Origin of the sequence: Planomonospora corallina (genome assembly GCF_042650625.1) — a bacterium.
Taxonomy (GTDB): domain Bacteria; phylum Actinomycetota; class Actinomycetes; order Streptosporangiales; family Streptosporangiaceae; genus Planomonospora_B; species Planomonospora_B corallina.
Genome location: NZ_JBHSBM010000016.1, coordinates 184,699 through 208,422, shown reverse-complemented (window position 1 = coordinate 208,422; position 23,724 = coordinate 184,699). Strand labels below are relative to the sequence as shown.

The following is a 23,724-nucleotide window of genomic DNA, read 5'->3' as shown; positions in this document are numbered from 1 at the left end:
TCCGCCGGCGGGGCGGGGCGGGCGCGGCCCCGAGGCCGCCCCGGCCGCCGGCAGGCCCGCCCGCGGGATCTTCGACACCTTCACCCGGAGAGGATATTCCTCGCGGAACCCGCCCGGCCGGTCGCCTCCGGCGGCCACGGCACGCGGGCCGCTCCCCTCCCGGCGTTCCGCACCCGCCCGCGCCGTCTCCCGGTGACCGGCCGGCCGGCCCGCCTTCGAAGACGAGGCGTCCCGATGGCCGGCGCGGCCGGTCGGGTCAGACCCGGAAGCGGGCGACCACGTCCTGCAGCTCGCGGGCGAGGCCGGCGAGCTCGGCGACGGTACCGGAGGCCTCGGTCAGGGTCGCGGTGGTGCTCTGCGCGGCGGTCGCCACCCCGCCGATGCTGGTCGCGATGTCGGTGGTGCCCCGGGCGGCGTCGGAGACGCTGCGGGCCACCTCGCCGGTGGTGGCGGTCTGCTCCTCCACCGCCGAGGCGATGGTCAGCTGGTAGTCGTTGATCCGGCCGACGATGCGGGAGATCTCCCCGATCGCGGCGACCGCCTCGGCGGTGTCGGCCTGGATCGTCTCCACCCGCCGGGAGATGTCCTCGGTGGCCCGGGCGGTCTCCTGGGCGAGCTCCTTGACCTCGTTGGCCACCACGGCGAAGCCCTTGCCCATCTCCCCGGCCCGGGCCGCCTCGATCGTGGCGTTGAGGGCCAGCAGGTTGGTCTGCCCGGCGATCGAGGTGATCACCTTGACGACGTTGCCGATCTCGGCGCTGGACTCGCCGAGCTTGGAGACGGTGGCGTTGGTGGTCTCGGCCACGCCGACCGCCTCGGAGGCGACCCGGGCGGCGTCGTTGGCGCTCTGCGCGATCTCGCGGATCGAGGCGCCCATCTGCTCGCTGCCCGCGGCCACGGCCTGCACGTTCGTCGAGACCTCCCCGGCCGCGCTCGTCACCACGCCGGCCTGGGCCGCCGCCTCCTGCGCCGAGGCGCCGATCCGCTCGGTGGCGACGGTCAGCCGCTCGGTGCTCTGCCCGAGGGTGCGGGAGCTCGTGGTCAGCTGGCCGACCATCGTGCTCAGGCTCTCGCGGGCGGTGTTGACGGCCGCCGCCATGGCGCCCAGTTCGTCGCGGGCGCGCACCTCGGCCGGCACGGTGAGGTCGCCCTCGGCCACGGCGGCCAGCGCGGTGGAGACGCTGCCCAGCTGCCGGATGATCACCCGGGAGACGAACGAGGCCAGGCCGACGGCCAGCAGCAGGGCCACGGCCAGATAAACGATCATCTGGGCGCGGGCGCCGTCGTAGGAGTCCTGGGCCACCGCGGCCATCGCGGCGGACTCGGCGTCCTCCGCCCGCTGCAGCTCCTCGACCGACTCCTTGAGCCGCTGCTGGACCTTCGTCCACTCGGCGACGATCTGGTCGGCGGCGGGCATCCGGACCCCGGCCGCCGGCGGCTCCTGGAACAGCGCGTAGTCGCGCAGGTTCTGGAAGTAGGTGAAGGTCTCGGCCACGTCGGCGGCGGCCGCCTCCCGCCGCGGCGAGCCGGCCGACAACTTCCGGTACGCGTCCAGCGCGGTCAGGAACTCCGCGTCGGCCGCCTCGACCATCTCACGGCTGCCGGACTTGTCCGCGGCCTCCACCGACACGGCCCAGCCGAACAGGCCCTGGAAGCCGTCGCCGGCCGCGCCGCGCAGCGTGCTCAGCTGCACCAGGCTGTCGACGTGCCGGGCCTTCATCTCCTTGATGTCCTCGTTGAGGCCGCTCATCCGGTTGATCGCGAGCCCTCCGACGACGAGCGCGACCAGCGCGATGCAGATGACGGAAACGTAGATCTTGGTTCCGACGCGGAAGTCGGCCAGCCTGCCGGCCAGGCGGTTGCGGTCGGCGGTGACCTGCACCGCCGGCTTGCGTGCGTTCATGGTGATCGCGGACCTTCTCGTAAGCCCTCTTCGGGGATCCGCCGGAGTCCCGGCCCGCCCACTGGATCGACACGGCCTGCGCTCACATGAGGAATCGGGAGCCGGCGGCCGTCACCCGGGACCGCCCTCCCGCACACCGCCGAGGTGCAGGTCGAAGCCGCCGGCGGCGAGCTCGGCCAGGAAGGCGGCGGGATCCACCAGCTGCTCGATGTGCCGGACGCCCGGCGGCAGAGCCGGCAGGCGGCGGACGAGCAGCGCGGCGGCGCGCCCGGTCGCGCGGCTCTGCCGCCGTCCGCTGAAGGCGGCCCATGCCGTGCCGGAGCGGACCGCCACGGCGAACCCGTCACCGCCGAGGTGGATCCCGGCCAGTGCGCGCAGCAGCGGGCCGCGGATCGCGGGACGGCGCAGCAGGCCCGCGACGGCGGGCCTGCCGGCCGCGGCGAGCAGACCGGTGAGCAGGCGGGAGTCCAGGCAGAGCCCCGTGCTCACCGAGGTCACACCGAGGGTGGCGGGCAGGGTGTACTGGTCGGAGAAGGGGAAACGGTGGACGGTGCGCTCGCCGTACGGCGGCGGGAAGCCCATCGTCCACGAGCCGTCGAGCCGGCCCAGCCCGTCCAGGGTCCAGGCGAGCGCGGCCGGGCCGTGCCGCTCCCCCGAGCCGAGCAGCACCCCGATGCGCAGGTCCTGGCCCGGTGAGCGCTCGGCGCAGACGCGCGCCAGCAGGTTGGTGACGCCGGGTACGAGGCCCACGCTGAGGGCGGCCGTCGCGCCGCGTGCCGCGGCCAGGCCGTCGAGTTCCTGGATTCCGGCGAGCACGTGCGGCGAGGCGGAGACGTCCACGTAGCCGATGCCGCGCTCCAGGCAGGCGCGGGCGACCCGGGCGTCGCCGGTCTCGGCGCACATGAGCACGGCGCCGACGCCCTCCAGCGCCCTGTCCAGGTCCGCCGGGTCGGTGGCGTCCACGCGCATCGCGGTGGTCCCCGGAACCGGCCGGGCCCGGCCGGGGTCGCGTCCGGCCACGATCACCGTCGCCTCTCCGGCGAGTACGGCCGCCGCCTCACGGCCGACCGCGCCGTATCCGCCGAGGATGAGGACCGTGCCCGTCACCGGAGCGCTCCTGATCGCCGTACGGCGGCCGCGGGGTCCGTGAGGCGGCGGCCGGGCACGGCCGGGGCGCGGACGGCTCCGGATGCAGGGGGTGCGGGTGCAGGGGGTGCGGGTGCGGGAGGGACGGCCGGGGTGGATGGGAGCGGAGAGGCGGAGTCCCGCGACCCCCATGTTTTCGTAGTCACACTACAAGAATGTTTTTAGAGTGCTGCTACAGTCAAGTCGTGAGCGAGACACCGCCGGGCAGGGCCGTACGGAGTTCCGGGAAAGAGGACGGGCGGTCCGCACGGGCCCGGGCCACCCGCGCCCGCATCGTCGCGGCGGCCACCGAGCTGTTCACCACGGCCGGCTACACCACCACGAGCATCACCGCCATCGCGGCCAGGGCGGGCGTGAGCGAGCAGACCGTCTACTACGCCTTCGGCACCAAGCGGGCCGTCCTCACCGCCGCCCTCGATCAGGCCGTCGCGGGCGACGACGAACCCGTCCCCACACTGGAGCGCCCCTGGGTCCGCGACGCGCTCGCCGACCCCGAGCCGCTCGGGCAGATACGCCGCCAGGTCACCGGCGCCGGAGAGATCCACCTGCGCGCCGCGCCGCTCCTGGACGTCGTGCGCAGCGCCGCCGCGACCGACTCCGACCTGGCCGAGGTCTGGGCCGTCAACATCCGGCAGCGGCTGACCGTGCTGGAGGTCCTCATGGGGGCGCTCGCCCGCAAGACGCCCCTGCGCGACGGCCTCGATCCCGCCGCCGCCGCCGACATCGCCCTGGTGATCCTGTCGCCGGAGACCTACAACCTGCTGGTGAGCCGGCGGAGATGGGGGCACCTCCGCTGGCGGGAGTGGGCCGTCGACTCGCTCGCCCGCCTGCTCACGACACTGCCGCCCGCACCGGCCCCCGAGCCCGCGCCAGGACGTGGCGCCCTCACGGCCCGCGACGCCACCGCCGTCCGCCGGGGCTCCCCACCCGCCGGCCCGCCCGCACCCGCGGGCCTGGTCGTGCGGCCGATGCACGATGACGACGCCGAGCAGGTGCTGGCCATCTACCAGGCCGGACTGGACGGCGGGCAGGCCAGTCTCGAGACGGCCGCGCCGGGCTGGCAGGACTTCACCGCGGGCAGGCCCGCGCGGTTGCGCTTCGTCGCGGCGGACGCCGCGACCGGAGAGGTGACCGGCTGGGTGGCCGCCTCCGCGGTGTCGTCGCGCCGCGTGTACGCCGGGGTGGTCGAGCACAGCGTCTACGTCCACCCGCGCCATCAGGGCCGCGGCGTCGGCCGCGCGCTGCTGGAGGCGCTCATCGCCGCCTGCGAGGAGGCCGGGATCTGGACGATCCAGTCCGGCGTCTTCCCCGAGAACGCCCCCAGCCTGCGCCTGCACGAGGCGCTCGGCTTCCGGGTCGTGGGCGTGCGCGAACGCGTCGGCCGCCACCGCGGCGTCTGGCGGGACGTGGTGCTGCTGGAACGGCGCAGCACGGTCGTGGGCCGGTGAGACCCCGGACGATCCCTCACATGTTGGAGGCGTCGGGCGGCACGTCACCGGGGAGCGGCGGGGCCGGCGTGCTGCCGTCACCGGCGCCGGGGCAGGCCGCGTCGAGGGTGTAGGCGGTCATCGACAACGACCCGTAGGCGTAGCCGTCGACGAGGACCGAGGTGCCGCCGCCGTCGGCACTGGCCAGGCCGGCCAGGTACAGCAGCGGCAGGAAGTGGTCGGGGGTGGGCACCGCCCGGTCGAAGTCGCGATGGCCGTCGAGGGCGGCGGCGGAGGCGGGGTCGCCGAGCATCGTCTCCTTGGCGTGCTCGTCGAAGCGCTGCGCCCAGTCGAAGCCGGCGTCGGGCAGCGCGCCGTTCATGCCGCGCAGGTTGTGCACGACGTTGCCGCTGCCGACGACGAGCACGCCGCGCTCGCGCAGCGGCGCGAGCGCGGCGCCCAGCCGCAGGTGGTGGTCGAAGTCCTTGTCGGCGTTGATGCTCAGCTGCACGACCGGGATGTCGGCCTCGGGGAAGGCGTGCACCAGGACCGACCAGGTGCCGTGGTCGAGCCCCCAGCTGTCGAGGTCGGCGCCGACCCAGGTGGGGTGGACGGCGTCGGCCACCTCGGTGACCAGCTCCGGCAGGCCTGGAGCCGGGTAGTCCACCTCGAACAGCGGGCGGGGGAAGCCGTAGAAGTCGTGGATGGTGCGGGGGCGGGCCATGGCGGTGACGGCGGTGGCGTTGATGTACCAGTGCGCCGAGACCACGAGGATGGCGCGCGGGCGCGGGACCGCCCGGCCGAAGGCCCGCCAGGCCTGGGTGTAGCGGTTGTCCTCCAGCGCGTTCATCGGGCTGCCGTGCCCGAGGAACGCCGCCGGCATCCGGGTCGAGGTGCCGGCGGTGCCCACGTCGGTGCCCACGTCGGTGCCCATGTCGGCGCTCATGTCGGCTCCTGTGCGGCTGGCTGTGCGGCTGGCTGTGGGCCCAACCTAACCCGGGCACCGCCGATGACCGGGGAGGCAGGCGTCAAAGCCGGGCCAAGCAATGCGAACGCCCCCGCCTGGAGGCGGGAGGCGAGCACCTGGCAGGCCGGTGCCGCGCCCGTCACGACCGGGCGTGCCGCGGCGGGCACCGGGATCCGCGGCGGAGCCGGGACCGTGTGCGCTCACGCGGAGGCCGTGCTCCCGGCCCCGAGCAGCGCTCCGGTCAGCACCCCGGGATCGGCCGTGGAGGGCCGGTCGCTGACCTGGCCGTCACCCACCTCGATGACCCGCCAGGCCCCGTCGGCCCGCCGTACGAGATCGGTCGTGACGAACCGGGCGCCGAGGCTCCGCACCGCCTCGCGCACGTCGCCCAGGATCTCGGGCCGCTCGACGGCGTCCCCGGGGCTGTCGGGGTGCGGCCCGGCGGACACCACCTCCCCGTCCAGCCACCAGACCCGCACCTGCGCCCCGGTGAAGTGCTCGAAGTCCCGGATCACCAGGCCGCCGGTCAGGTCCTCGCCCTGCAGCTCGACGAAGCGCGCGGCGACCCGCTCCAGCGCGTCCGGGTCGGGCGCGTAGCACGCCTGCAGCCACTCGTGCTTACGCGACTTGACGTAGTCCTTGACCACGAAGCCCGCCTCCCCCAGCCCTTCCGCCAGCCGGGCCAGCCGCCGCCCGTGCGGCGCACGCTCACCCGGCGCCATCGGCACCACGACCGTGCGCGGCGTCAGCTCCCGGAAGCAGTGCAGCCAACCGGGCAGCTCGTGGGCGCGGCGGTAGGCTCCCGCGTCGGTGAGCAGGCGGCAGCCTCTGGCCCGCAGCGCCTCCTCCAGCGCCGCGTACTGCCCGGAGCGGAGCATCCAGCCGCGGTACCAGACCGGGCCGAACCCGTCCGGCACCCGCGCCACCGCCTCCCCGGGCCGGCCCGCCACCAGCGCGTCGTGATCGATCAGCGCCACCCGCCCGTCTCCGTCCCGTACGGCCAGCGCCTCCGGCTCGAAGTGCGGGTCGGCCCGCCGGGGCCGGAGCGGATCGGCGCAGAACAGAAAACCCATGGTCATGATCCGTGAGGATACGAGCCCTTCGCGCCGGCCTCACCTGGATATCGCTCACCCGGCACGCTCCGGTCCCGGGGCCGGGAGCCGCCGGACGCGCCGTCCCCCGCGGGCCGGAGCCGGTCCGCGCGGCTCCACCGGATGCCGGCTCCCGGACGGCCCGGCGTCCGGCCCTGCCCTCACCGACCCGGCCGGACACCGGCCGGCTCCCTTGCGCCACGGCTGTGAACCGCCCGGATACCCGGGTAGAACGACAGACGGCATCCCGTCCGACCGGCACCACGGCGGGATCGTCCACCCACCGACCAGGCGCCCCCGGGGAGAAGCAGAGCGAGGAGGGGCGATGACCTCCCTACCGTGGCCGAGCGACGAGGCCGAGCGGATCCGGGAACTGCAGGAGTCGCACGCCCTGGACGCCGCGCTGGAGGCGGACTACCGTGCCATCGCCGACGTGGCCGCCTACGTCTGCCGCGCCCCGATCGGCGTGGTCAACCTCATGGACGCCGGCTACCAGCACTTCAAGGGACGCCACGGCATCGACCTGACCGGTATCGGCCGCGGGCAGATGTCGTTCTGCTCCCACGCCATCCGCGGCCGCGACGTGCTGGAGGTCCACGACGCCCTGGCCGACGAGCGCTTCCGCCACGACCCGGCCGTCCAGGGCGAGCCGTACATGCGCTTCTACGCCGGCGCTCCCATCGTCACCAGCGGCGGCCACGCCCTGGGCGCCGTGTTCGTGGCCGACCACCGCCCCCGCCGGCTCCTCCCCGAGCAGCGCGGGATCCTGCCCACGCTGGCGGACGGCGTGGCGCACCTGGCCGAGCTGCACCGGCACAGCCGCCGCGCCCAGCTGGTCGAACACCGGTTGAAGGAACTGGAGGAGTTGAAGAACCAGTTCCTGCGCACCGTCAACCACGAGCTGCGCACCCCGCTGACCTCCATCCGCTCCTACCTGCAGCTCATCCAGGACGGCGGCCTGGATGAGACCACCGAGCAGCAGTTCCTGGCCGTCATCGACCGCAACAGCGCCCGTCTCGGCGAACTGCTGGACAGGCTGCTGCTGGTCGCCAGCCTCAACGCCCGGACCGTGCCCTTCACTCTGGCATCGGCCGACCTGGCCGACCTGGCCCGGCAGGCGGCCGCCGCCCTGGCCGAGCGGGCCCGAGCCGGGGGCCTGACCGTGACCGTGCACGCCCCCGTCCCGGTGCCGGTCCGCGCCGACGCCGCCCGCATGCGGCACGCGATCGAACAGCTCCTGGACAACGCCGTCAAGTTCACCCCGCCGGGCGGGCGCATCGACGTCATCGCGCACGTCGAACCCGCCCCGGCGGTGGAGGTGTGCGACACCGGCATCGGCATCGGCCCGGCCGAGATCGACCACGTCCGCGACGACTTCTACCGGGGCGCCCACGCCGAGGACCGCGCGATCGGCGGCAGCGGGCTCGGCCTGTCCATCGCGGAGAAGATCGCCCGCATGCACGGCGGCGGCATGCGGATCGACAGCCTGACCGGGCGCGGCACCCGGGTCCGGCTGACCCTGCCCGGCCCGGCCCCGTGCCCGTGACACCGCTCCGGCGGGAACCGCGCGGCGGGGCGCCGTCATACCCTCGGTCGCCGGTGCGGACGGCGGTCATGCCGTGTCAGTGAGGTCGGGCGGCGGCGATGACGCCGCGCACGGCCTGGTCGACGCGGCTCGCGGCGGCCTCGGGGTCGGGCCGGCCGGCGTCCAGCCAGGCGATGACCGCCTCGACGGTCAAGGTGGGGATCAGGTTCGCGGCCCAGTCCAGCCACGGCCCCGCCGGGATGGCTCTGGCCAGGTTGCGGTGGGCGACCTCGCGGGAGGCGGTGGTGATGGAGTCGGTCAGGTCGCGGAAGTCCGGCTCGCGGGCGGCGTGGCGGAACAGCAGCCGGAAACCGTCGGGATCGGCGGCGGCGGCGCGCAGCAGCGCGGGGATGGCGTCCCCGTCGAAGTCGTCGGCTCCGGTGGCCTCGGCCAGCCGCAGGCAGGCGCGGTCCAGCACGGCCCGGTACAGGTCGGCTTTGGACTCGAAGTGCCGGTACAGCATGGCCCGGGTGAGCCCGGCCTCGGCGGCGACGTCGTCCAGGCCGGTGGCGGCGTACCCGGCGCGGGCGAAGGCGCGGGTGGCGGCGTCGAGGATCTGCTCGCGGCGCTCGGTGCGGCGGAGCCGGCGTACCGGCGGCGGTCCGGCCGGTGCGAGGGCGTCGGCCCGGGGACCGCCGGGGTCGGGGGTGGTCATCTCCGCTCCTCCACTTGTAGAACAATGAGTATACAAGTAGCGTTTTATACAACGATGTATATAAAGCATGGTCTATTTGTGGAGGAGTCATGTCCGGACCCGCCCGACCGCCGTTCGAGCAGCTCCGCCCGACGCGGCCCGCCCGCTTCCCCGCGCTCGAGCTGGACCGCGCGGTGGAGGAGCCGGCCTTCGACCCGAACATGCCGACCGGCGGGCTGACCGCGCTTCCGGTCACCTGGTGACCTCCATGAGGACGAGTACCCGCAGGCCGGTCTTCGGCCGGGTCTATCCCCGGCTGGCCGCCGCCATGGACGAGGGCGGCATGGCCGAGCACCGCCGATCGCTGCTGGCGCCCCTGGCCGGGCGGGTGATCGAGGTCGGCGCGGGCCACGGGGCGAACTTCGCCCACTACCCGCCCGCCGTCACCGGCGTGCTCGCCGTCGAGCCGGAGTCCCGGTTGCGGAGGATCGCCCGCACGGCCGCCGCCGTGGCCCCGGTTCCCGTGGAGGTCACCGGGGCCGTGGCCGAGCGCCTGCCGATCGCCGACCGCAGCGCCGATGCGGTGGTGTTCTGCCTGGTGCTGTGCTCACTGCCGGAGGTCGATGCGGCGCTGGCCGAGGCGCGGCGGGTGCTCGGGCCGGGCGGGCGGCTGCGGTTCCTGGAGCACGGGCGCGCGGACTCCGTCGGCCTGGTGCGCCTGCAGCGGCTGCTGGACGCGACCGTGTGGCCGCGCCTGGCCGGCGGCTGCCACACCGGCCGCGACACCGTCGTCATGATCGAGCGGGCCGGGTTCACCATCACCGCGCTGGAGCGCTTCCTGCTGCCCGCGGCCCGCACCCCGTTCTCCTTCCACACGCGGGGAACCGCCGTGGCCGCCAACGGCCGCTGACCGGCATCCACCGCGCCGGTCCGTCGGCCAGGTGAACGCGTCAACCGGGTGGAAGGGCGGCCGGCTGCAGACTGCCGGTCCCGCTGCCGCCTGCCCCAGCCCCCAGATGGCCGGATACGAGGAGGCGGCGGCCGGAACGCCCGGGCCGGATCAGTCCCAGCGCAGCCGCTCTTCCAGCAGCGCCTGCTGGGCGGGGTTGGCGGTCAGCTCCAGCGCCCGCGCGTCCGACGTCCTGGCCTCGGCGTGGCGGCCCAGAGCCCGCAGCAGCTCGGCGCGGGTGGCGTGGAAGAGCGGATAGCGCTCCAGCGCCCCGCCGAGCCGTTCCAGCTCGGCCAGCGCCGCCCCGGGTCCGGCGGCGTAGCGCACCGCGACGGCCCGGTGCAGCCGGGTCACCGGGGACGGCGCCAGCGCCAGCAACATGTCGTACAGCACCGTGATCTGCCGCCAGTCTGTGCCGGCGAAGGTCTCGGCCTCGGCGTGGCAGGCGACGATCGCGGCCTGCAGCTGGTACGGCCCCGGCCGCCGGTGGGCGCGGGCGGTGCGGGTGAGCAGCGCGACGGCGTCCTCTACGGACGCCCGGTCCCACAGGGTGCGGTCCTGGTCGGCCAGGAGCACCAGGCGGCCCGCGGCGTCGAAACGGGCCGCGCCGCGCGCCCGGTGCAGCCGGATCAGCGCCAGCAGCCCGGCGGCCTCCGGCTCCTTCGGCATCAGGTTCACCAGCAGCGCGGCCAGCCACTCGGCGTCGGCGACCAGGTCGCGCGCCTGGGCGCGCTCGGCGGTGCTGGACAGATATCCCTCGTTGAACAGCAGGTAGACGACCGCCAGCACCTGCTCCAGCCGCCCGGGCAGCTCGTGCGCGGCCAGGACGCGGTACGGGATCCCGGCTTCGGCGATCTTCCGCTTGGCCCGGGTGATGCGCTGGGCCACCGTGGTCTCGGGCACCAGGAACGCCGCGGCGATCTGCGCGGTGCTCAGCCCGCACACCACCCGCAGGGTGAGGGCGATCTGCGCGGGGCGCGGCAGCGCCGGGTGGCAGCAGGTGAGGACCAGCCGCAGCCGGTCGTCCGGCTCGGCGGGCATCGGCCAGGTCAGCTGGGCGAGCTTGGCGCGGTGGGTCGACTCGCGGCGCAGCACGTCCAGGCCGCGCCGCCGGGCCACGGTGAACAACCAGGCGTCCGGCCGCTCCGGCACGCCCTCGACCGGCCAGCGGCGCAACGCCGTCTCGACCGCGTCCTGCACCAGGTCCTCCGCCGCGGAGAAGTCGCCCAGCAACGACATCAGGGACGCGGCCAGCCGGCCCGCGTGCTCGCGCACCACGCGGGCCAGCGCCTCGTGCGTCTGCGGCCCACCCGTGTGCCCGGGCCGCCCGGCCGTCCCACCGGTCATGAGGCGGGACGGATCTCCACCACCGGGCACGCCGGCCAGGATCTCGCCAGGGCCAGCGCCTCGTCCAGGTCGGCCACCTCGACCTCGGCGAACCCGCTGACCACCTCCTTGCCCTCCACGAACGGCCCGTCGGTGACGACCGGCTCGCCGCCGCCGTCCAGCCGCACCGTGGTGGCGGTGTGCACCGGGTACAGGTGGGTGTGGTGGGTGATCTTGTCGGCGTGCTCGGCGAACCAGCGGCCCACCGCCTCGTACGCCGCCTCCCGTTCGGCCTCGCCCATCGTCTCCAGGTCCCGGGCGAACTGCTCGGTCTCGACGAACATCAGCACGTACTTCATCCGTGGTCTCCTCTGGTCGAAGGGCTGGGACAGGGCCGGCATCAGGTGGCGGGCAGGGCTGCGTACAGGTCGATGCCGGTGCCGTCCGGACCGAGCGCGGACTCCGGCCCGCGCCGGGCGTGGAAGGCGAGGGCGGCCCGCTCACCGGCCTCACCGGCCTCACCGGAAAGACGATCGGCGACCGGGCCCACACGACACTCCGGTGAAGATCGTCGCACTCGGATCGCGCCGGGGTCCCCGGTGGTCCCGCTTGACCTTGACACAGTGACAAGGCCTTCACTGTCGCCGAGGAGGTGGTCCCGATGACCATGCGGAAACAGGACACGGACATGATCCGGCTGCTCCAGGAGCTGGAGGACGGCCGCTCGTCGGTGCGGCTGCGGGCGGCGATGGCGATCGGCACGGCCCCTGACCCGCGGTTCGTCGACAGGCTCATCGAGCGATGCGCGATCGAGCCCGAATTCTACGTGCGCGATATGCTGACGTGGGCGCTCACCCGCCACTCGGCGTCCATGACGGTCCCGGCGCTTCTCGGGGAACTCCGCTCGACGCGTGCGCAGGCACGGAGCCAGGCGCTGCACACACTGTCCAAGATCGGGGATCGGCGGGTGTGGCCGGCGATCACCTGGGCGCTGCTGTCCGACGCCGACGACGAGGTGGCACGGAGCGCCTGGCGGGCGGCGGTCGTGCTCGTGCCCGAAGGTGAGGAGCCCGGATTGGCCGCGATGTTGTCGAGACAGCTCGGGCGCGGCGGACGTGAGACGCAGCTGAGCCTCAGCCGGGCGCTGGTCGCGCTCGGCGAGGTGACCGTTCCCGTGCTGCGCGCCGCGATGACGGCTCTCGACCCGCGCGTGCGCGCGCACGCGATCGCCACGGAACGGCTGTTGCGCGACCCGGATGCCGGATTCGAGTTCGCGATCGGGGAGGCCAAGCGCGCCGTGGCCCTCGGCGGCACCGGTAAGGAGGAGTGACAGGCGGTGTTGATCGGTGAGGTGGCCCGGCGGTCCGGGGTCAGCGCCCGCATGCTCAGGCACTACGACTCGCTCGGCCTGGTACGGCCGACGGGCCGCAGCGGCGCGGGCTACCGGGAGTACTCCGGTGAGGACATCCGGCGGCTCCTCCACATCGAGAGCCTGCGGTCCCTGGGGTTGTCGCTGCGTGACGTCAAGCGCGCGCTCGATGACCCCGGATTCACGCCCTCGGAACTCGTCGACGACCTCATCCGCCGGACGCGGGAGCGCATCGCGGCCGAGACGGAGCTGCTCACGCGGCTGCGCCGGATCGACGCCGCCGAGCCCGCCGCCTGGGAGGACGTCCTGCAGACCGTCGCGCTCCTGCAGGCGCTGGGGTCGAAGAGCGCCGGCCGACGCCAGCGCGCGGCCCTGTCCTCACTCGAAGAGGCTCCGGCGCCGGTGGAGGCGCTGGTCGAGGCAGCGCTGAGCGAGACGGACCCGAACGTCGCCGGAGCCCTCCACTGGGCGCTGGCGCAGTCGGGCGAGGACGGCTCGGCGCTGCTGGCGGAGGGCCTCGGCTCGCCGGTGGCCGAGGTGCGCGAACGTGCCGTCCGGTCCATCGCCGAGATTCCGGGCGGCGAGGCGACCGCAGTGCTGCGGGACGCCCTCGCCAATCCCGACGTCGTGGTCCGCAGGTACGCGGCTCTGGCGCTCGGGGCACGTGGGGTGGCCGACACGGTCCCGACGCTCATCGACATCGTCGCCGAGGGGACGAACGACGTCGATGCCGCCGACGCCCTGGGCGTGCTGGCGAGCCGCCCCGCGCTGGCGGACCGGATCGCCGCCGGGCTCGTCGACCGCCTCGCCCACGGCGCCGTCGGACCGTCCGCACGCCTGCGGCTGACGCAGGCGCTCGCGGAGATCCCGGGAGCCACGGCGTCACGGGCCCTCGCGGAGCTCTCCCATGACGAGGACCGCGCCGTCGCGCTCACCGCGGCGTACATCCTCGGGATACGCGACGCCCGGTGACGGGTCGGGTGTCAGCCGGCCGGGTCGGGCAGCGCCTGGGGCGGTCGCCGGTGCCGGGCCCGGCGCGGCGGGTCGCCGCGGTCACGGCCGTGCTCGTGCCCGTGGTCGTGCCCGTGGTCGCGGTCATGATCGCGGTCGTGCTCATGGTCGTGGTCGGGACCGGTACGGCGGGCGCAGGCCAGCGCGGCCAGCGCGGTCGTGACCGGCACGGCCGCGATCAGCCCCAGGGTGCCCACCACACTGCGGACGATCTCCTGGGCGAGCACCGGGTTGGTCAGCACCTCGCCCAACGGCTGCTCGCCGACGCTGATCAGCAGCAGCAGCGGCAGTGACGCGCCCGCGTAGGCCAGCACGATCGTGTTGATCACCGAGGCGATGTGGGAGCGGCCGACCCGGGCCGCGGCCCGGTACAGCCGCGCGAACCCGTACCCCGGGTTGGCGCGGGCCAGTTCGGCGACGGTGGCGGCCTGGGTGACCGTGACGTCGTCCAGCACGCCCAGGGATCCGATGATGACGCTGGCCAGCAGCAGCCCTTGAGTGTTGATCCGGTGGCTGGTGTCCAGATAGAACGAGCTCTCGTCGGTGATGCCGTTCAGCTGCACCAGGCCGATGGCGGCGTAGGCCAGCACGCCGGTCAGGGTCAGGCTGGCCACGGTGCCCACGATCGCCACCGAGGTGGTGACGGTGAAACCGTGGGTGAGGTACAGCACGGCCAGCATGATCGCCGCCGCGCCGACGACGGCCACCAGCAGCGGCGGCTTGCCGGCCAGGATCGCCGGGATGACGAAGGCCAGCAGCAGCACGAAGGTGACGCCCAGGCCGATCAGGGCCATCACCCCGCGCCAGCGGCCGAACGCGACCACCGCCAGCGCGAAGGCGGCGCCGGCCAGCGCCAGCGGCGAGGAGCGGTCGTGGTCGGAGATCTGGTACGGCGGCACCTCCAGCTCGCTGTCGGGGGTGTGGATGAGCACCACGTCGTCACCGGCGGCGAAGCGCTGCGCGCCCGGGCCGCTGGGCAGCGGGGAGGTGACGCTCTGACCGGCCTGCGGGCCGCTGGTCAGCTGGACGCGGGCGTCCCCGCAGGTGGCCGGGTCCGGTGGCGGAGCCGGCTGCGTCTGCCCTTCGAGCGGCGGCTCCTCGGGGCAGGGGGTGAGGGTGACGGCGGTGATGGTCCCGTTCACCCGCTGCAGTGACGGCTGCTGCGCGGTGGAGACCTCCTCGGCCGGCCACAGCCAGACCAGCGCCGCCGCGGTGGCGACCGCCAGCGGGACGATCACCGCCAGGATCGCCCACACCGTCGCCCGAGAGGCGGCCGGGGCGGGGCCGTGCGAGCCGTGGGAATGGTTGGCGCCCATGGGCGAGGCTCTCCTTGAGCTTGTTCCGCTTCGACGGACACCTCTGATGTGACGGTCACGCCGGGAGAGCGATCCCGCTCCGCCGGTGGACGACTCAGGACACTAGCGGAGGCCGTCGCGCGTCGTGACAGGCCTGCCCCGTCCGCAGCAGGTCGCCCATCGGCTCATATCCCGGTCCCGGGTGCCGATGGAGCGGGCACAGCCCCGTGTGCTTCCGCTGCTCCCGCAGCTCACCGGTCTCGGACTGGAAAGGATCTGATCGTGACCGTACCCCCCCCGCCGACATCGCACGGCCCGTGGTGACCGTGCGCCGCGACCGCCTGCTGGGCTGGTTCGCCGACCGCCGCATGGCCACCAAGGTGTCGATCATCATGTTCCTGATGACCGCCATGGCGGGCACGATCGGCGTGTCCGGGCTGGCCCGCATGGCGGCGATGAACGACGACATGGGCAGCATGGCACAGAGCAACGACAAAGTCGCCCGGATCGGCGACGTCTGGAGCGCCATGGCCACCATGCACGAGCTGTCCACCGCGACGGCCGTGGATGGCGACCCCGAGGAGAAGAAGGAGCTCCCCTCGCAGGTGAGGCGGCTCACCGCGCAGGTGTCCGAGGCGTTCGAGGCGTACAAGGCCGTCGCGCCGGCCGACGTCACCGACGTGCAGGACAACATCGCCTCCTTCGAGGCGGCCTGACAGGAGTTCCAGGTCCTGCGGAGCTTCGGGCTGTTCGGTGAGGCGCTTCCGGCCGGCTACAGCCCCGCCGACATGAGCCGCTTCCCCGAGCTGTCCGGCCAGATCAACGCCTCCATGGCCGCCCTCAAGAAGCCGGAGCAGGACCACGCCGAGGAGACGGCCGCCGCCGGCGCCACCGGCTACGACGGCGCCCGCACCACGGTCCTGGTGCTGCTCGGCGTCGGCCTGGTGCTCTCGACGAGCCTCTCCCTGCTGATGACCAGCCAGATGACGCGCTCGCTGCGCCCGGTCCTGCGTGTGCTGGGCAGGATGGCCGAGGGCGATCTGACGCAGACCGCCGAGGTGACCTCCCGCGACGAGAACGGCCAGATGGCCGTGGCGGTCAACCGGGCCGGCGGCTCGATCCGGCAGGCCATCGAGGTGCTGGCCACCAGCGCCGACACGCTGACGGTCAGCTCCGGCGAGCTGACCGCCGTCAGCGATCGCATCGCCTCCAGCGCCGACGAGGCCTCCGCGCAGGCCGAGAACGTCGCCGCCGCTGCGAGCCAGGTCTCGCAGAACGTGCAGACGGTCGCCGCGGGCAGCGAGGAGATGGGCGCCTCCATCCGGGAGATCGCGCACAACGCCAACGAGGGGGCCAAGGTCGCCTCCCAGGCGGTGGCGGTCGCCGCCTCCACCAACGACACCGTCGCCAAGCTCGGCGCCTCCAGCGCGGAGATCGGCTCGGTCATCAAGACCATCACCTCGATCGCCGAGCAGACCAACCTGCTGGCCCTCAACGCCACCATCGAGGCGGCGCGGGCCGGGGACGCGGGCAAGGGCTTCGCGGTCGTCGCCGGGGAGGTCAAGGACCTGGCGCAGGAGACCGCCAAGGCGACCGAGGACATCTCCAAGCGGGTCGAGGCCATCCAGCTCGACACCGAGAGCGCGGTCGCGGCGATCGCCGAGATCTCCGAGATCATCGGGAAGATCAACGACTACCAGCTGACCATCGCCAGCGCGGTGGAGGAGCAGTCCGCCACCACCAACGAGATGAACCGCAACGTCGGCGAGGCCGCGCGGGGCAGCTCCGGCATCGCGGCCAACATCGCGGTGCTGGCCGACGCCGCGCAGGTGACGGCCGAGGGCGTCACCGAGAGCCGGCGGGCCGCGGCCGACCTGGCCGAGCTGTCGGACCGGCTGCACCGGCTGGTGGCCGGCTTCCGCTACTGAGGAACGAGGCTCGGCCGGCTCCCTGAACGCGTCCGGTGGCCTTCCGGCGCCGGGCGCGGCGCCGCGGTCATTCCCCCGCGGCGCCGGGGGCGGTCTCGTCCAGCACGCGCTGGGCGACGGCGAAGGCCGCGTTGGCGGCGGGTACCCCGCAGTAGACCGCGGTCTGCAGCAGCACCTCGCCGATCTCGTCGGGCGACAGGCCGTTGCGCAGCGCCGCGCGCACGTGCATGGCCAGCTCCTCCAGATGGCCGCGGGCCACCAGCGCGGTCAGCGTGACACAGCTGCGCGTCCGGCGGTCCAGGCCCGGCCGGGTCCAGATCTCACCCCACGCGTAGCGGGTGATCAGGTCCTGGAAGTCGCGGGTGAAGGCCGTGGTCCGGGCGATCGCCCGGTCCACGTGGTCGTCGCCGAGCACCTCGCGCCGGACGGCCGTCCCCTCCGGCGCGGGCAGGTGCGCGAGCAGGGCGGCGGTGACCGGCTCCGGCCGGTCGACGCCCGCCAGGTGGGCGGCTCCGGGGACCTCCACCAGGGTGGCCCCGGGGATGCCGTCGGCGAGCAGCCGGGCGTGCGCGGGCGGCGTCGCGGCGTCCTCGCGCCCGGCCAGGACCAGCGTCGGGACGGCGATCCGCGCGAGGGAGCCGCGCAGGTCGTAGCCGGCCAGGGCGTCGCAGCAGGCGGCGTACCCGGCCGGGTCGGCGGCGGCGAGGTCGTCGAGGAGCGGCTGCCGTACGGGACCGGCGAACCACCGCCGGGCGGCGGCCTCCACCAGCGGCCCCGTCCCCGCGGCGCGGACCGCCCCGGCCCGCTCCCGCCACGCCCGCGGCTCGCCGAAGCGGGCGGAGGAGCAGACCATCGCCAGGGAGCGCACCCGCCCGGGATGCCATACGGCCAGGGTCGCGCCGAGCGCACCGCCGATGGAGATCCCCGCGTAGTGGAAGGAGGTGAGGCCGCAGGCGTCGGCAGTCTCCAGCACGAGGCCGGCGAGGTCCTCCATCGTCCGCACGCCGCAGGCGCCCGGAGCGGATCCGCCGTGGCCGGGCAGGTCGAAGCGGACGACGCGGAAGCGGCGGGCCAGGGCGGGCAGCTGCGGTTCCCAGACCCGCAGCGAGGTGCCGAGCGAGGGCCCGAGGACGAGCGGCTCGCCCTGCTCGGGGCCGTCGATCCGGTGGTGCAGCGCCGTCATCCCTCCTCCTCGAGCGCCCTGCCGGCCAGGGCGGCGCCCGGACCCGCCGATCCCGCGACGCCGGGGTCATCCGAAGTCAAGGAAGACCGTCTCCTTCTCACCCTGCAGGTGGACGTCGAACCGGTACACGCCCTCGCGCTCCCGCTCGGCCAGGAGCGTGCGCCCGCGACCGGCGGGCAACGTGTCGAGGAAGGGGTCGTGCGCCAGGTAGATCCGGGTGAACAGGTGGTGCAGCAGGCCGCGGGCGAAGACGCAGACGCTGAGGTAGCCGTTTCCCGGAGGGAGCGTGCGCAGTACCCAGCGGCCGTCGGCGTCGGTGGCGACCCGGCCGAAGCCGGTGAAGTCGACCCCGTTCCTGCCGATGACCTCGCCGGTCACCGGGTCGCGGCGCAGGCTGCCCGGCGCACCCACGAGCCTCCCGGCGGGGTCGGCCTGCCAGAACTCCAGCAGCGCGTCGGGCACCGCGTCGCCCGCGCCGTCGTGCACGCGGCCGTGCACGGTGATCGCGGCCGGGTCGCCGGCCGGGGCGAGGTCGCCGCCGCCGGGGAAGGGCAGCGCGTAACCGTAGAACGGCCCGACGGTCTGCGAGGGGGTGGGACCGGTGCCGCGGCCCTCAGCGAACCGGTCACGGTTCGACGCCGACGCGGAGGATGTCATCGGCCCTCCTCCGTCCAGGTCGCGGCGGGGCCGTCCAGCACGATGTCCCAGCGGTAGCCGAGCGACCACTCCGGCACCGACAGGTCGTGCGCGTAGGCGGCGACCAGCCGCTGCCGGGCCCGGTCGTCGGTGACCGACTGCAGGATCGGGTCGTAGGGGAAGAGCGGGTCGCCCGGGAAGTACATCTGGGTGACCAGGCGCTGGGTGAAGGCCGTGCCGAACAGCGAGAAGTGGATGTGCGCGGGCCGCCACGCGTTGACGTGGTTGCGCCAGGGGTAGGCGCCCGGCTTGATCGTGGTGAAGGTGTACTCGCCGTCGTCGCCGGTCAGGCAGCGGCCGACCCCGGTGAAGTTCGGGTCCAGCGGCGCGGGGTGGTCGTCGCGCTGGTGGAGGTAGCGGCCGGAGGCGTTGGCCTGCCAGATCTCCACGAGCTGCCCGCGGACCGGGCGGCCGTGGCGGTCGGTGACCCGGCCGCGCACGGTGATGCGCTCGCCCAGCGGCTCGCCGGGGTGCTGGCGGGTCAGGTCGTTGTCCAGGGCGGTCACGTCGGTGACGCCGAAGACCGGCCCGGTCAGCTCGGCGGCCTCGGGGTCGGTCACCGCGACCAGAGGCTGCTCCGGGTGGCGCAGCAGGGTGCTGCGGTAGGGGGCGTAGTCGCGCGCGGGGTGGTCGCCGGGTGCGGCAGCGGCGTGCCGTTCGGCGATCTCCCGGTCGATGTCGGCCTGGGTGAGGGACATGGAGCGGTTACCTTTCGAGGATGACGGCCGGGCCGCGGGGGGCATGCCCGCGAGCGCCCCGCCGTACCGGCCGATCCGCCGCGCCCACCGGGCAAGCTGTTCGCCTGGTGAACTTCCGTTCGCTAACGTGGAGACGAGTATCCGTAGCGGGGACGCTCCTGTCAAAGATCTTTCGCTGGTCTCCGCTGAGCGAGGAGCACCGATGGAAGCGGCCGGAACCCTGGAGCGCGGCCTGGCCGTGCTGCGCGCGCTGTCCGCCGGGCCCCGGCGGATGCGCGCCACCGACCTGGTCCGCGCCACCGGTCTGGCCCGATCAGTGGTCGACCGCGTCGTGGCCACCCTCCTGCGCCTGGGCTACCTGCGGGCCGAGGGCCGCGACCTGCTGCCCGCCCCTCCCCTGGCGGAGCTCGGCGCGGCCTACCTGGCCTGCACCGGGCTGCCCCGGGCGCTCGATCCGCACGCCCGGCGGCTCGCCGACGAGCTGGACGAGTCGGTCTCGCTGGCCGTGCCGGACGGGGAGGACGTCCGGTTCATCGCCCAGTTCCCCCGGCGGCGCACCCTGTCGATCACCTTCCGGGTCGGGGACACGCTCCCCGCCGACCGCTGCGCCGCCGGGCTGGCCCTGCGCGACCCCGCGGCGCCGTGCGCCGAGGACGACCAGCTCGTCGAGCCGGGCCTGGTCGCGGTCGCCCTGCCGGTGCACGCCCCGGACGGCAGAGCCGTCTGCGCGGCCAGTGTGGTCAGCCACACCAGCAGGCACGACATCGCGGGCCTGCGCGAGCACGCGCTGCCCCGGCTGCGCGCGACGGTCGCGGCGATGGAGGCGACCCTGCGGCAGGGCCCGCCCGCTCCCCGCTCCACCGGAGCCGCGACCCCCTCACGGACCGTCGGCTCCTCACGGGCCGTGGACCCCTCACGGGCCGTGGACCCCTCACGGGCCGTGGACCCCTCACGGACCGTGAAGGCGGAACTGGGCGCGGAGTACCTCCAGTCGCTGGCCCGTGGCCTGGCCGTACTGGTCGCGCTCGGCTCGGCGCCCGGCGGGCTCACCCTCGCCGACGCCGCCCGGGCCACCGGCCTGCCCCGCGCCACCGTACGGCGCGCGGTCCGATCGCTGGAGCAGCAGGGATACGCGGCGGCCGAGGGCACCCGGTTCGTCCTGCTCCCCCGGGTGCTGGAGCTCGGCTACGCCCACCTGTCGGGGCTGACCTTCCAGCAGATCGTCCAGCCGCATCTGGCGGACCTGGTGGCCAGGGTCCGCGAGTCGGCCTCGGTCGCCGTGCTCTCCGGCGGCGACGTCGTCCACGTGGTGCGCGTGCCCACGGCAGGCATCATGAGCGTCGACATCACCGTCGGCACCCGCTTCCCCGCCCACGCCACCTCCACGGGCCGCGTCCTGCTGGCCGGCCTGCCCGAGGAGCGCCTGGCGGAGATCACCCCCCGGCCGCCGGCCCGCCGCGCGGCCGCCTCCCCGGCCGAACCGGCCGCGCCGGCCGACGCCGTACGGCAGGCGGCCCGCGACGGCTACGCCCTGGTCGACCAGGAGTTGGAGGAGGGTGTGCGCTCCATCGCCGTGCCCGTCCGCGACCGCACCGGCCGCACCGTCGCGGCCCTCGGCGTCGCCACCCACGCCGGCCGCGCCACCCCCGGCGACCTGGTCCGCGACGTCCTCCCCGCCCTCACCGGAACGGCCTCCCGGATCGAGGCGGACCTCCGCCACGTCCCCGCGGCCCCGTGAGGGCCGCACCCGCTCCGGCCGGGCCGCACCGCGGACCTCCCACCGGCGCCGGTACGGTTCCAGCTCGTCGGCGCCGGCCGCGGTGGTCGATGCCTTCTCAGGGACCCGGCCGCGGGCGGGGAAGGGTGAGGGGGAAGGTCGAGCCCCCACCCGGAGCGCGTCCGGGCGGACATCGTCCGCACCGCCTGGGTGACGATCTCGCCCACCGCCACCGGGGCGGGGGTGATGCTCAGCTCGCCACCGGTGGTGACCGCCGGCAGGTCCTCGACCAGCCGCTGCAGCCGCGTGGCGGTGTGGGTCATGGCACCGTCCGGCAGCGCCGGCAGCGGTGCTTCCCGTCCCCGGTCCGGCACGGTCGCCCCCGCCTCCTGACCGCCACGCACCTCGGGAGGTGACCGGCCTCCGGTGACTTCATGTTACGGACAGAGTTCAGGCTGCTCACCGGCGGCAGGGGTCATCGCAGCCGGTGTCGCAGGGCCGGAGCCAGTTCGGTGGTGGTCAGCAGGAAGGCGACGACGTAGTCGACGAGATGGTCGCGCCCGATCTCCAGGTCGCCGCGGAACCAGCTGGTCAGCAGGTCCCACAGGCCGGCGGTGACGGTCAGGGCGGTCAGGTGGAGATCGGTGGCGGACAGGGGGACCTCGTCCAGCAGTTCGTGGACCTGGGCGGTGAAGATGGCCGCCAGACTCTGGACGAGGTGGCGGCGGCGCTGCAGCAGCGGATGGGCCGAGAACTCGTGGGCCAGAATGCGGCCCCGGCGCGGGTCGGCGGACAGGAAGTCCACGATGGCCTCCACCACCGCGCGGGCGCGGGCGCGCAGGCGCGGGGGGGCGGCCGCGGCCGCGGCGAGGATCGCCGCGGTGCCCTGGGCGGCCTGGTCGTCGACGACGGCCAGCAGCAGGGCGTCCAGGTCGGTGAAGCTCTCGTAGAAGTAGCGGTCGTTCAGACCGGCCTGCCTGCACACGCCTCGCACGGTCGCGGTGGCCCAGCCGTGGCGGCCCAGCACTTCCAGGCCGGCCTCCAGCAGCGCGGCGCGGCGCCGAGCCCGGCGTTGTTCGGCCGGCATCCCGCGGTAGGGGCGCGCGGAGGGGGTCGAGGAGGTCACGGCATCCGATTGTGCCGTAGCCCTTGACACTTCCACAGAATTTGGTGATGTTTGACACCAGAATTTCTGGTGTCGTCTATCACCAGAAGCATGGTCCTCCGCCCGCGCAGGGAAAGGCGGTCACCCGTGACCACGCAAGAGCCGGCGCCCTCCTCCCCTCTCCCGTCCCTTCTCACGCTGGACGCCATCGACCTGAGCGACCTGAGGTTCTGGGCCCGGCCACCGGCCGAGCGCGCCCGGGCCTTCGCCCTGCTGCGCGCCCAGCCGCACCCGCTGTACTTCCGGTTGCCGAAGGTTCCCTTCCTGCGGCGTGATCCCGGCTACTGGGCACTGGTCCGGCACGCCGACGTGGTGGAGGCCGGCCGCCGCCCCGAGGTCTTCAGCAGCGAGCCCAGCGCCACCAGCCCCACCGACATGCCCGGCTGGATGCGCGGATACTTCACCTCGATGATCGACATGGACGACCCCCGGCACGCCAAGATCCGCCGGGTCGTCTCCCGGGCGTTCACCCCCAGGATGCTGGCCGGAGCGGAGGAGGACATCGCACGGCGGGCCGCGCGGATCGTCGACGAGCTGATCGCGGCGGGTCCCGGCGACTTCGTGGCCCAGGTGGCGACGCGACTGCCGGTCGAGGTGATCTGCGACATGCTCGGCATCCCGCCCCGCCACCGCGCGCGGGTGGTGAAGCTGACCAACATCGTGGTCGGCTACACCGATCCCGAGTACGTCGGCGCGACAGCGGATTACACCGGCGGCGAGGTGAGGGTCTCGCCACTGCGCACGATCCGCGCGCTGACCACGGTGGCGCTGGCCGGGTGGCGGCTGCACCGGCTGGCCGCCCGGCTCGGCCGCCGGCGCCGGAACGCGCCGACCGGCGACCTGACCTCCGCGCTGGTCAACGCCAACATCGACGGGGAACGGCTGAGCCCGCGCGAGTTCGCCGCGTTCTTCCTGCTGCTGGTGGTGGCCGGCAACGAGACCACCCGCACCGCGATCGCCCACGGCCTGAAGCTGTTCACCGACCACCCCGGCCAGCGGCGCCTGCTGCTGGCCGACTTCGAGGGCCGCATCCCCGGCGCCGTGGAGGAGATCGTGCGCCACAGCAGCCCCGTCATCTTCATGCGCCGCAACCTCACCCGCGACATCGAGATCAACGGCCACCGCTACCGGGCCGGGGACAAGGTGATGCTGTTCTACGCCTCCGCCAACCGCGACGAGGCCGTCTTCACCGACCCCGACGCCTTCGACATCACCCGCTCCCCCAACCCGCACGTCGGTTTCGGCGGGCCGGGACCGCACTTCTGCCTGGGCGCGCACCTGGCCCGCCGGGAGATCACCGTGATGTTCCGCGAGCTTTTCACCCGCCTGCCCGACATCACCGCCGGGGAGCCCGACCGGCTGCTGTCCAGCTTCGTCAACGGCTGCAAACGCCTGCCGTGCGCCTTCACCGTCCCGGGGACCGCCCCGGACGAGGGCTCGTCCGGTGACCGTTGACGCCCCGGCGCCGGCGCGGATCCCCGGCGCGGAACGGCACCGGATGGAGAACGACGATCACCTGGGCTTCCGGCCCGGCCCGGGAGCCGATCCGGCGCAGGCCGCGGCGCGCGCCTTCCTCCGGCGGCACATGCCGGGCGGGTGAGCACCGGCGAGGACACGCCGGGCGGGGCCGCGGG

At 74.4% G+C, this 23,724-nt stretch carries 23 protein-coding genes; 10 read left to right on the top strand and 13 right to left on the bottom strand.

Features of this window, described 5'->3' with window-relative positions; genetic code table 11:
- Positions 1–256: 256 nt before the first annotated feature.
- Together ACFOWE_RS12105 and ACFOWE_RS12100 are read right to left on the bottom strand one after the other, a co-directional pair.
- Entirely contained in the window at positions 257–1,903 is a 1,647-nt protein-coding gene (locus ACFOWE_RS12105; protein ID WP_377287367.1) for a HAMP domain-containing methyl-accepting chemotaxis protein, read from the bottom strand.
- Positions 1,904–2,014: 111 nt separating this feature from the next.
- Positions 2,015–3,010, bottom strand: coding sequence for a saccharopine dehydrogenase NADP-binding domain-containing protein (locus tag ACFOWE_RS12100; protein WP_377287366.1), 996 nt, complete (start codon positions 3,008–3,010; stop codon positions 2,015–2,017).
- A gap of 224 nt (positions 3,011–3,234) precedes the next feature.
- Between ACFOWE_RS12100 and ACFOWE_RS12095 the strand changes: the two genes are divergently transcribed.
- Positions 3,235–4,497, top strand: a complete 1,263-nt coding sequence (locus tag ACFOWE_RS12095; protein WP_377287365.1) for a GNAT family N-acetyltransferase — start codon at positions 3,235–3,237, stop codon at positions 4,495–4,497.
- A gap of 16 nt (positions 4,498–4,513) precedes the next feature.
- Here ACFOWE_RS12095 and ygiD read toward each other — a convergent pair whose 3' ends face one another.
- Together ygiD and ACFOWE_RS12085 are read right to left on the bottom strand one after the other, a co-directional pair.
- A complete protein-coding gene (gene ygiD / locus ACFOWE_RS12090) occupies positions 4,514–5,422 on the bottom strand; it encodes a 4,5-DOPA-extradiol-dioxygenase (protein ID WP_377287364.1) in 909 nt (302 codons plus the stop codon).
- A 221-nt stretch (positions 5,423–5,643) separates the two neighbouring features.
- A complete protein-coding gene (locus tag ACFOWE_RS12085) occupies positions 5,644–6,522 on the bottom strand; it encodes an ATP-grasp domain-containing protein (RefSeq protein WP_377287363.1) in 879 nt (292 codons plus the stop codon).
- A gap of 337 nt (positions 6,523–6,859) precedes the next feature.
- On the opposite strand from ACFOWE_RS12085, the gene ACFOWE_RS12080 reads away from it, so the two are divergent.
- Positions 6,860–8,080 carry a sensor histidine kinase gene (locus ACFOWE_RS12080; protein WP_377287362.1) on the top strand — a complete coding sequence of 407 codons (1,221 nt, stop codon included), beginning with the start codon at positions 6,860–6,862 and terminating at the stop codon, positions 8,078–8,080.
- Positions 8,081–8,156: 76 nt separating this feature from the next.
- Here the strand turns inward: ACFOWE_RS12080 and ACFOWE_RS12075 are convergent, their stop codons facing one another.
- Positions 8,157–8,774, bottom strand: a complete 618-nt coding sequence (locus tag ACFOWE_RS12075; RefSeq protein ID WP_377287361.1) for a TetR/AcrR family transcriptional regulator — start codon at positions 8,772–8,774, stop codon at positions 8,157–8,159.
- An 89-nt stretch (positions 8,775–8,863) separates the two neighbouring features.
- On the opposite strand from ACFOWE_RS12075, the gene ACFOWE_RS12070 reads away from it, so the two are divergent.
- Both ACFOWE_RS12070 and ACFOWE_RS12065 read left to right on the top strand, forming a co-directional pair.
- Entirely contained in the window at positions 8,864–9,016 is a 153-nt protein-coding gene (locus ACFOWE_RS12070) for a hypothetical protein (RefSeq protein WP_377287360.1), read from the top strand.
- Between the two features lie 5 nt (positions 9,017–9,021).
- Positions 9,022–9,663 (top strand): class I SAM-dependent methyltransferase, encoded by a 642-nt coding sequence (locus tag ACFOWE_RS12065; RefSeq protein ID WP_377287359.1) that lies wholly within the window; start codon positions 9,022–9,024, stop codon positions 9,661–9,663.
- A gap of 150 nt (positions 9,664–9,813) precedes the next feature.
- On the opposite strand, the gene ACFOWE_RS12060 is transcribed toward ACFOWE_RS12065, so the two are convergent.
- Genes ACFOWE_RS12060 through ACFOWE_RS12050 form a run of 3 tightly spaced genes read right to left on the bottom strand, consistent with a single transcriptional unit; the run spans position 9,814 to position 11,578 of the window.
- The gene (locus tag ACFOWE_RS12060) at positions 9,814–11,049 is read right to left on the bottom strand and encodes an RNA polymerase sigma factor (RefSeq protein ID WP_377287358.1); all 1,236 of its coding nucleotides are present in this window, start codon (positions 11,047–11,049) and stop codon (positions 9,814–9,816) included.
- A complete protein-coding gene (locus tag ACFOWE_RS12055) occupies positions 11,046–11,387 on the bottom strand; it encodes a YciI family protein (RefSeq protein ID WP_377287357.1) in 342 nt (113 codons plus the stop codon). The genes ACFOWE_RS12060 and ACFOWE_RS12055 overlap by 4 nt, the downstream gene beginning before the upstream one ends.
- 41 nt (positions 11,388–11,428) lie before the next feature.
- Positions 11,429–11,578 (bottom strand): hypothetical protein, encoded by a 150-nt coding sequence (locus ACFOWE_RS12050; RefSeq protein WP_377287356.1) that lies wholly within the window; start codon positions 11,576–11,578, stop codon positions 11,429–11,431.
- Between the two features lie 138 nt (positions 11,579–11,716).
- Here ACFOWE_RS12050 and ACFOWE_RS12045 point away from each other — a divergent pair, with 138 nt between their 5' ends.
- Positions 11,717–12,358: a HEAT repeat domain-containing protein gene (locus ACFOWE_RS12045; protein ID WP_377287355.1), complete on the top strand. Its 642-nt coding sequence runs from the start codon at positions 11,717–11,719 to the stop codon at positions 12,356–12,358.
- A 6-nt stretch (positions 12,359–12,364) separates the two neighbouring features.
- Positions 12,365–13,369, top strand: coding sequence for a MerR family transcriptional regulator (locus ACFOWE_RS12040; RefSeq protein ID WP_377287354.1), 1,005 nt, complete (start codon positions 12,365–12,367; stop codon positions 13,367–13,369).
- A gap of 11 nt (positions 13,370–13,380) precedes the next feature.
- Here ACFOWE_RS12040 and ACFOWE_RS12035 read toward each other — a convergent pair whose 3' ends face one another.
- Positions 13,381–14,724 carry a YibE/F family protein gene (locus ACFOWE_RS12035; RefSeq protein ID WP_377287353.1) on the bottom strand — a complete coding sequence of 448 codons (1,344 nt, stop codon included), beginning with the start codon at positions 14,722–14,724 and terminating at the stop codon, positions 13,381–13,383.
- 296 nt (positions 14,725–15,020) lie between these two features.
- Between ACFOWE_RS12035 and ACFOWE_RS12030 the strand changes: the two genes are divergently transcribed.
- Entirely contained in the window at positions 15,021–15,419 is a 399-nt protein-coding gene (locus ACFOWE_RS12030; protein ID WP_377287352.1) for a Tar ligand binding domain-containing protein, read from the top strand.
- 72 nt (positions 15,420–15,491) lie between these two features.
- Positions 15,492–16,631 carry a methyl-accepting chemotaxis protein gene (locus tag ACFOWE_RS12025; RefSeq protein WP_377287351.1) on the top strand — a complete coding sequence of 380 codons (1,140 nt, stop codon included), beginning with the start codon at positions 15,492–15,494 and terminating at the stop codon, positions 16,629–16,631.
- Positions 16,632–16,698: 67 nt separating this feature from the next.
- On the opposite strand, the gene pcaDC is transcribed toward ACFOWE_RS12025, so the two are convergent.
- From pcaDC to pcaH, 3 genes are all read right to left on the bottom strand, one after another.
- Positions 16,699–17,814, bottom strand: a complete 1,116-nt coding sequence (gene pcaDC / locus ACFOWE_RS12020; RefSeq protein WP_377287350.1) for a bifunctional 3-oxoadipate enol-lactonase/4-carboxymuconolactone decarboxylase PcaDC — start codon at positions 17,812–17,814, stop codon at positions 16,699–16,701.
- 66 nt (positions 17,815–17,880) lie between these two features.
- On the bottom strand, positions 17,881–18,471 hold the full coding sequence (gene pcaG, locus ACFOWE_RS12015; RefSeq protein WP_377287349.1) for a protocatechuate 3,4-dioxygenase subunit alpha: 591 nt from the start codon (positions 18,469–18,471) through the stop codon (positions 17,881–17,883).
- Positions 18,468–19,208 (bottom strand): protocatechuate 3,4-dioxygenase subunit beta, encoded by a 741-nt coding sequence (gene pcaH / locus ACFOWE_RS12010; protein ID WP_377287348.1) that lies wholly within the window; start codon positions 19,206–19,208, stop codon positions 18,468–18,470. Before pcaH ends, pcaG begins: the two co-directional genes overlap by 4 nt.
- A 202-nt stretch (positions 19,209–19,410) precedes the next feature.
- On the opposite strand from pcaH, the gene ACFOWE_RS12005 reads away from it, so the two are divergent.
- The gene (locus ACFOWE_RS12005) at positions 19,411–20,946 is read left to right on the top strand and encodes an IclR family transcriptional regulator domain-containing protein (protein ID WP_377287347.1); all 1,536 of its coding nucleotides are present in this window, start codon (positions 19,411–19,413) and stop codon (positions 20,944–20,946) included.
- Between the two features lie 454 nt (positions 20,947–21,400).
- Here the strand turns inward: ACFOWE_RS12005 and ACFOWE_RS12000 are convergent, their stop codons facing one another.
- Positions 21,401–22,051: a TetR/AcrR family transcriptional regulator gene (locus tag ACFOWE_RS12000; protein ID WP_377287346.1), complete on the bottom strand. Its 651-nt coding sequence runs from the start codon at positions 22,049–22,051 to the stop codon at positions 21,401–21,403.
- 126 nt (positions 22,052–22,177) lie between these two features.
- On the opposite strand from ACFOWE_RS12000, the gene ACFOWE_RS11995 reads away from it, so the two are divergent.
- Complete coding sequence (locus tag ACFOWE_RS11995) at positions 22,178–23,545, top strand: cytochrome P450 (protein ID WP_377287345.1); 1,368 nt, start codon at positions 22,178–22,180, stop codon at positions 23,543–23,545.
- The last annotated feature ends 179 nt before the right edge of the window (positions 23,546–23,724 follow it).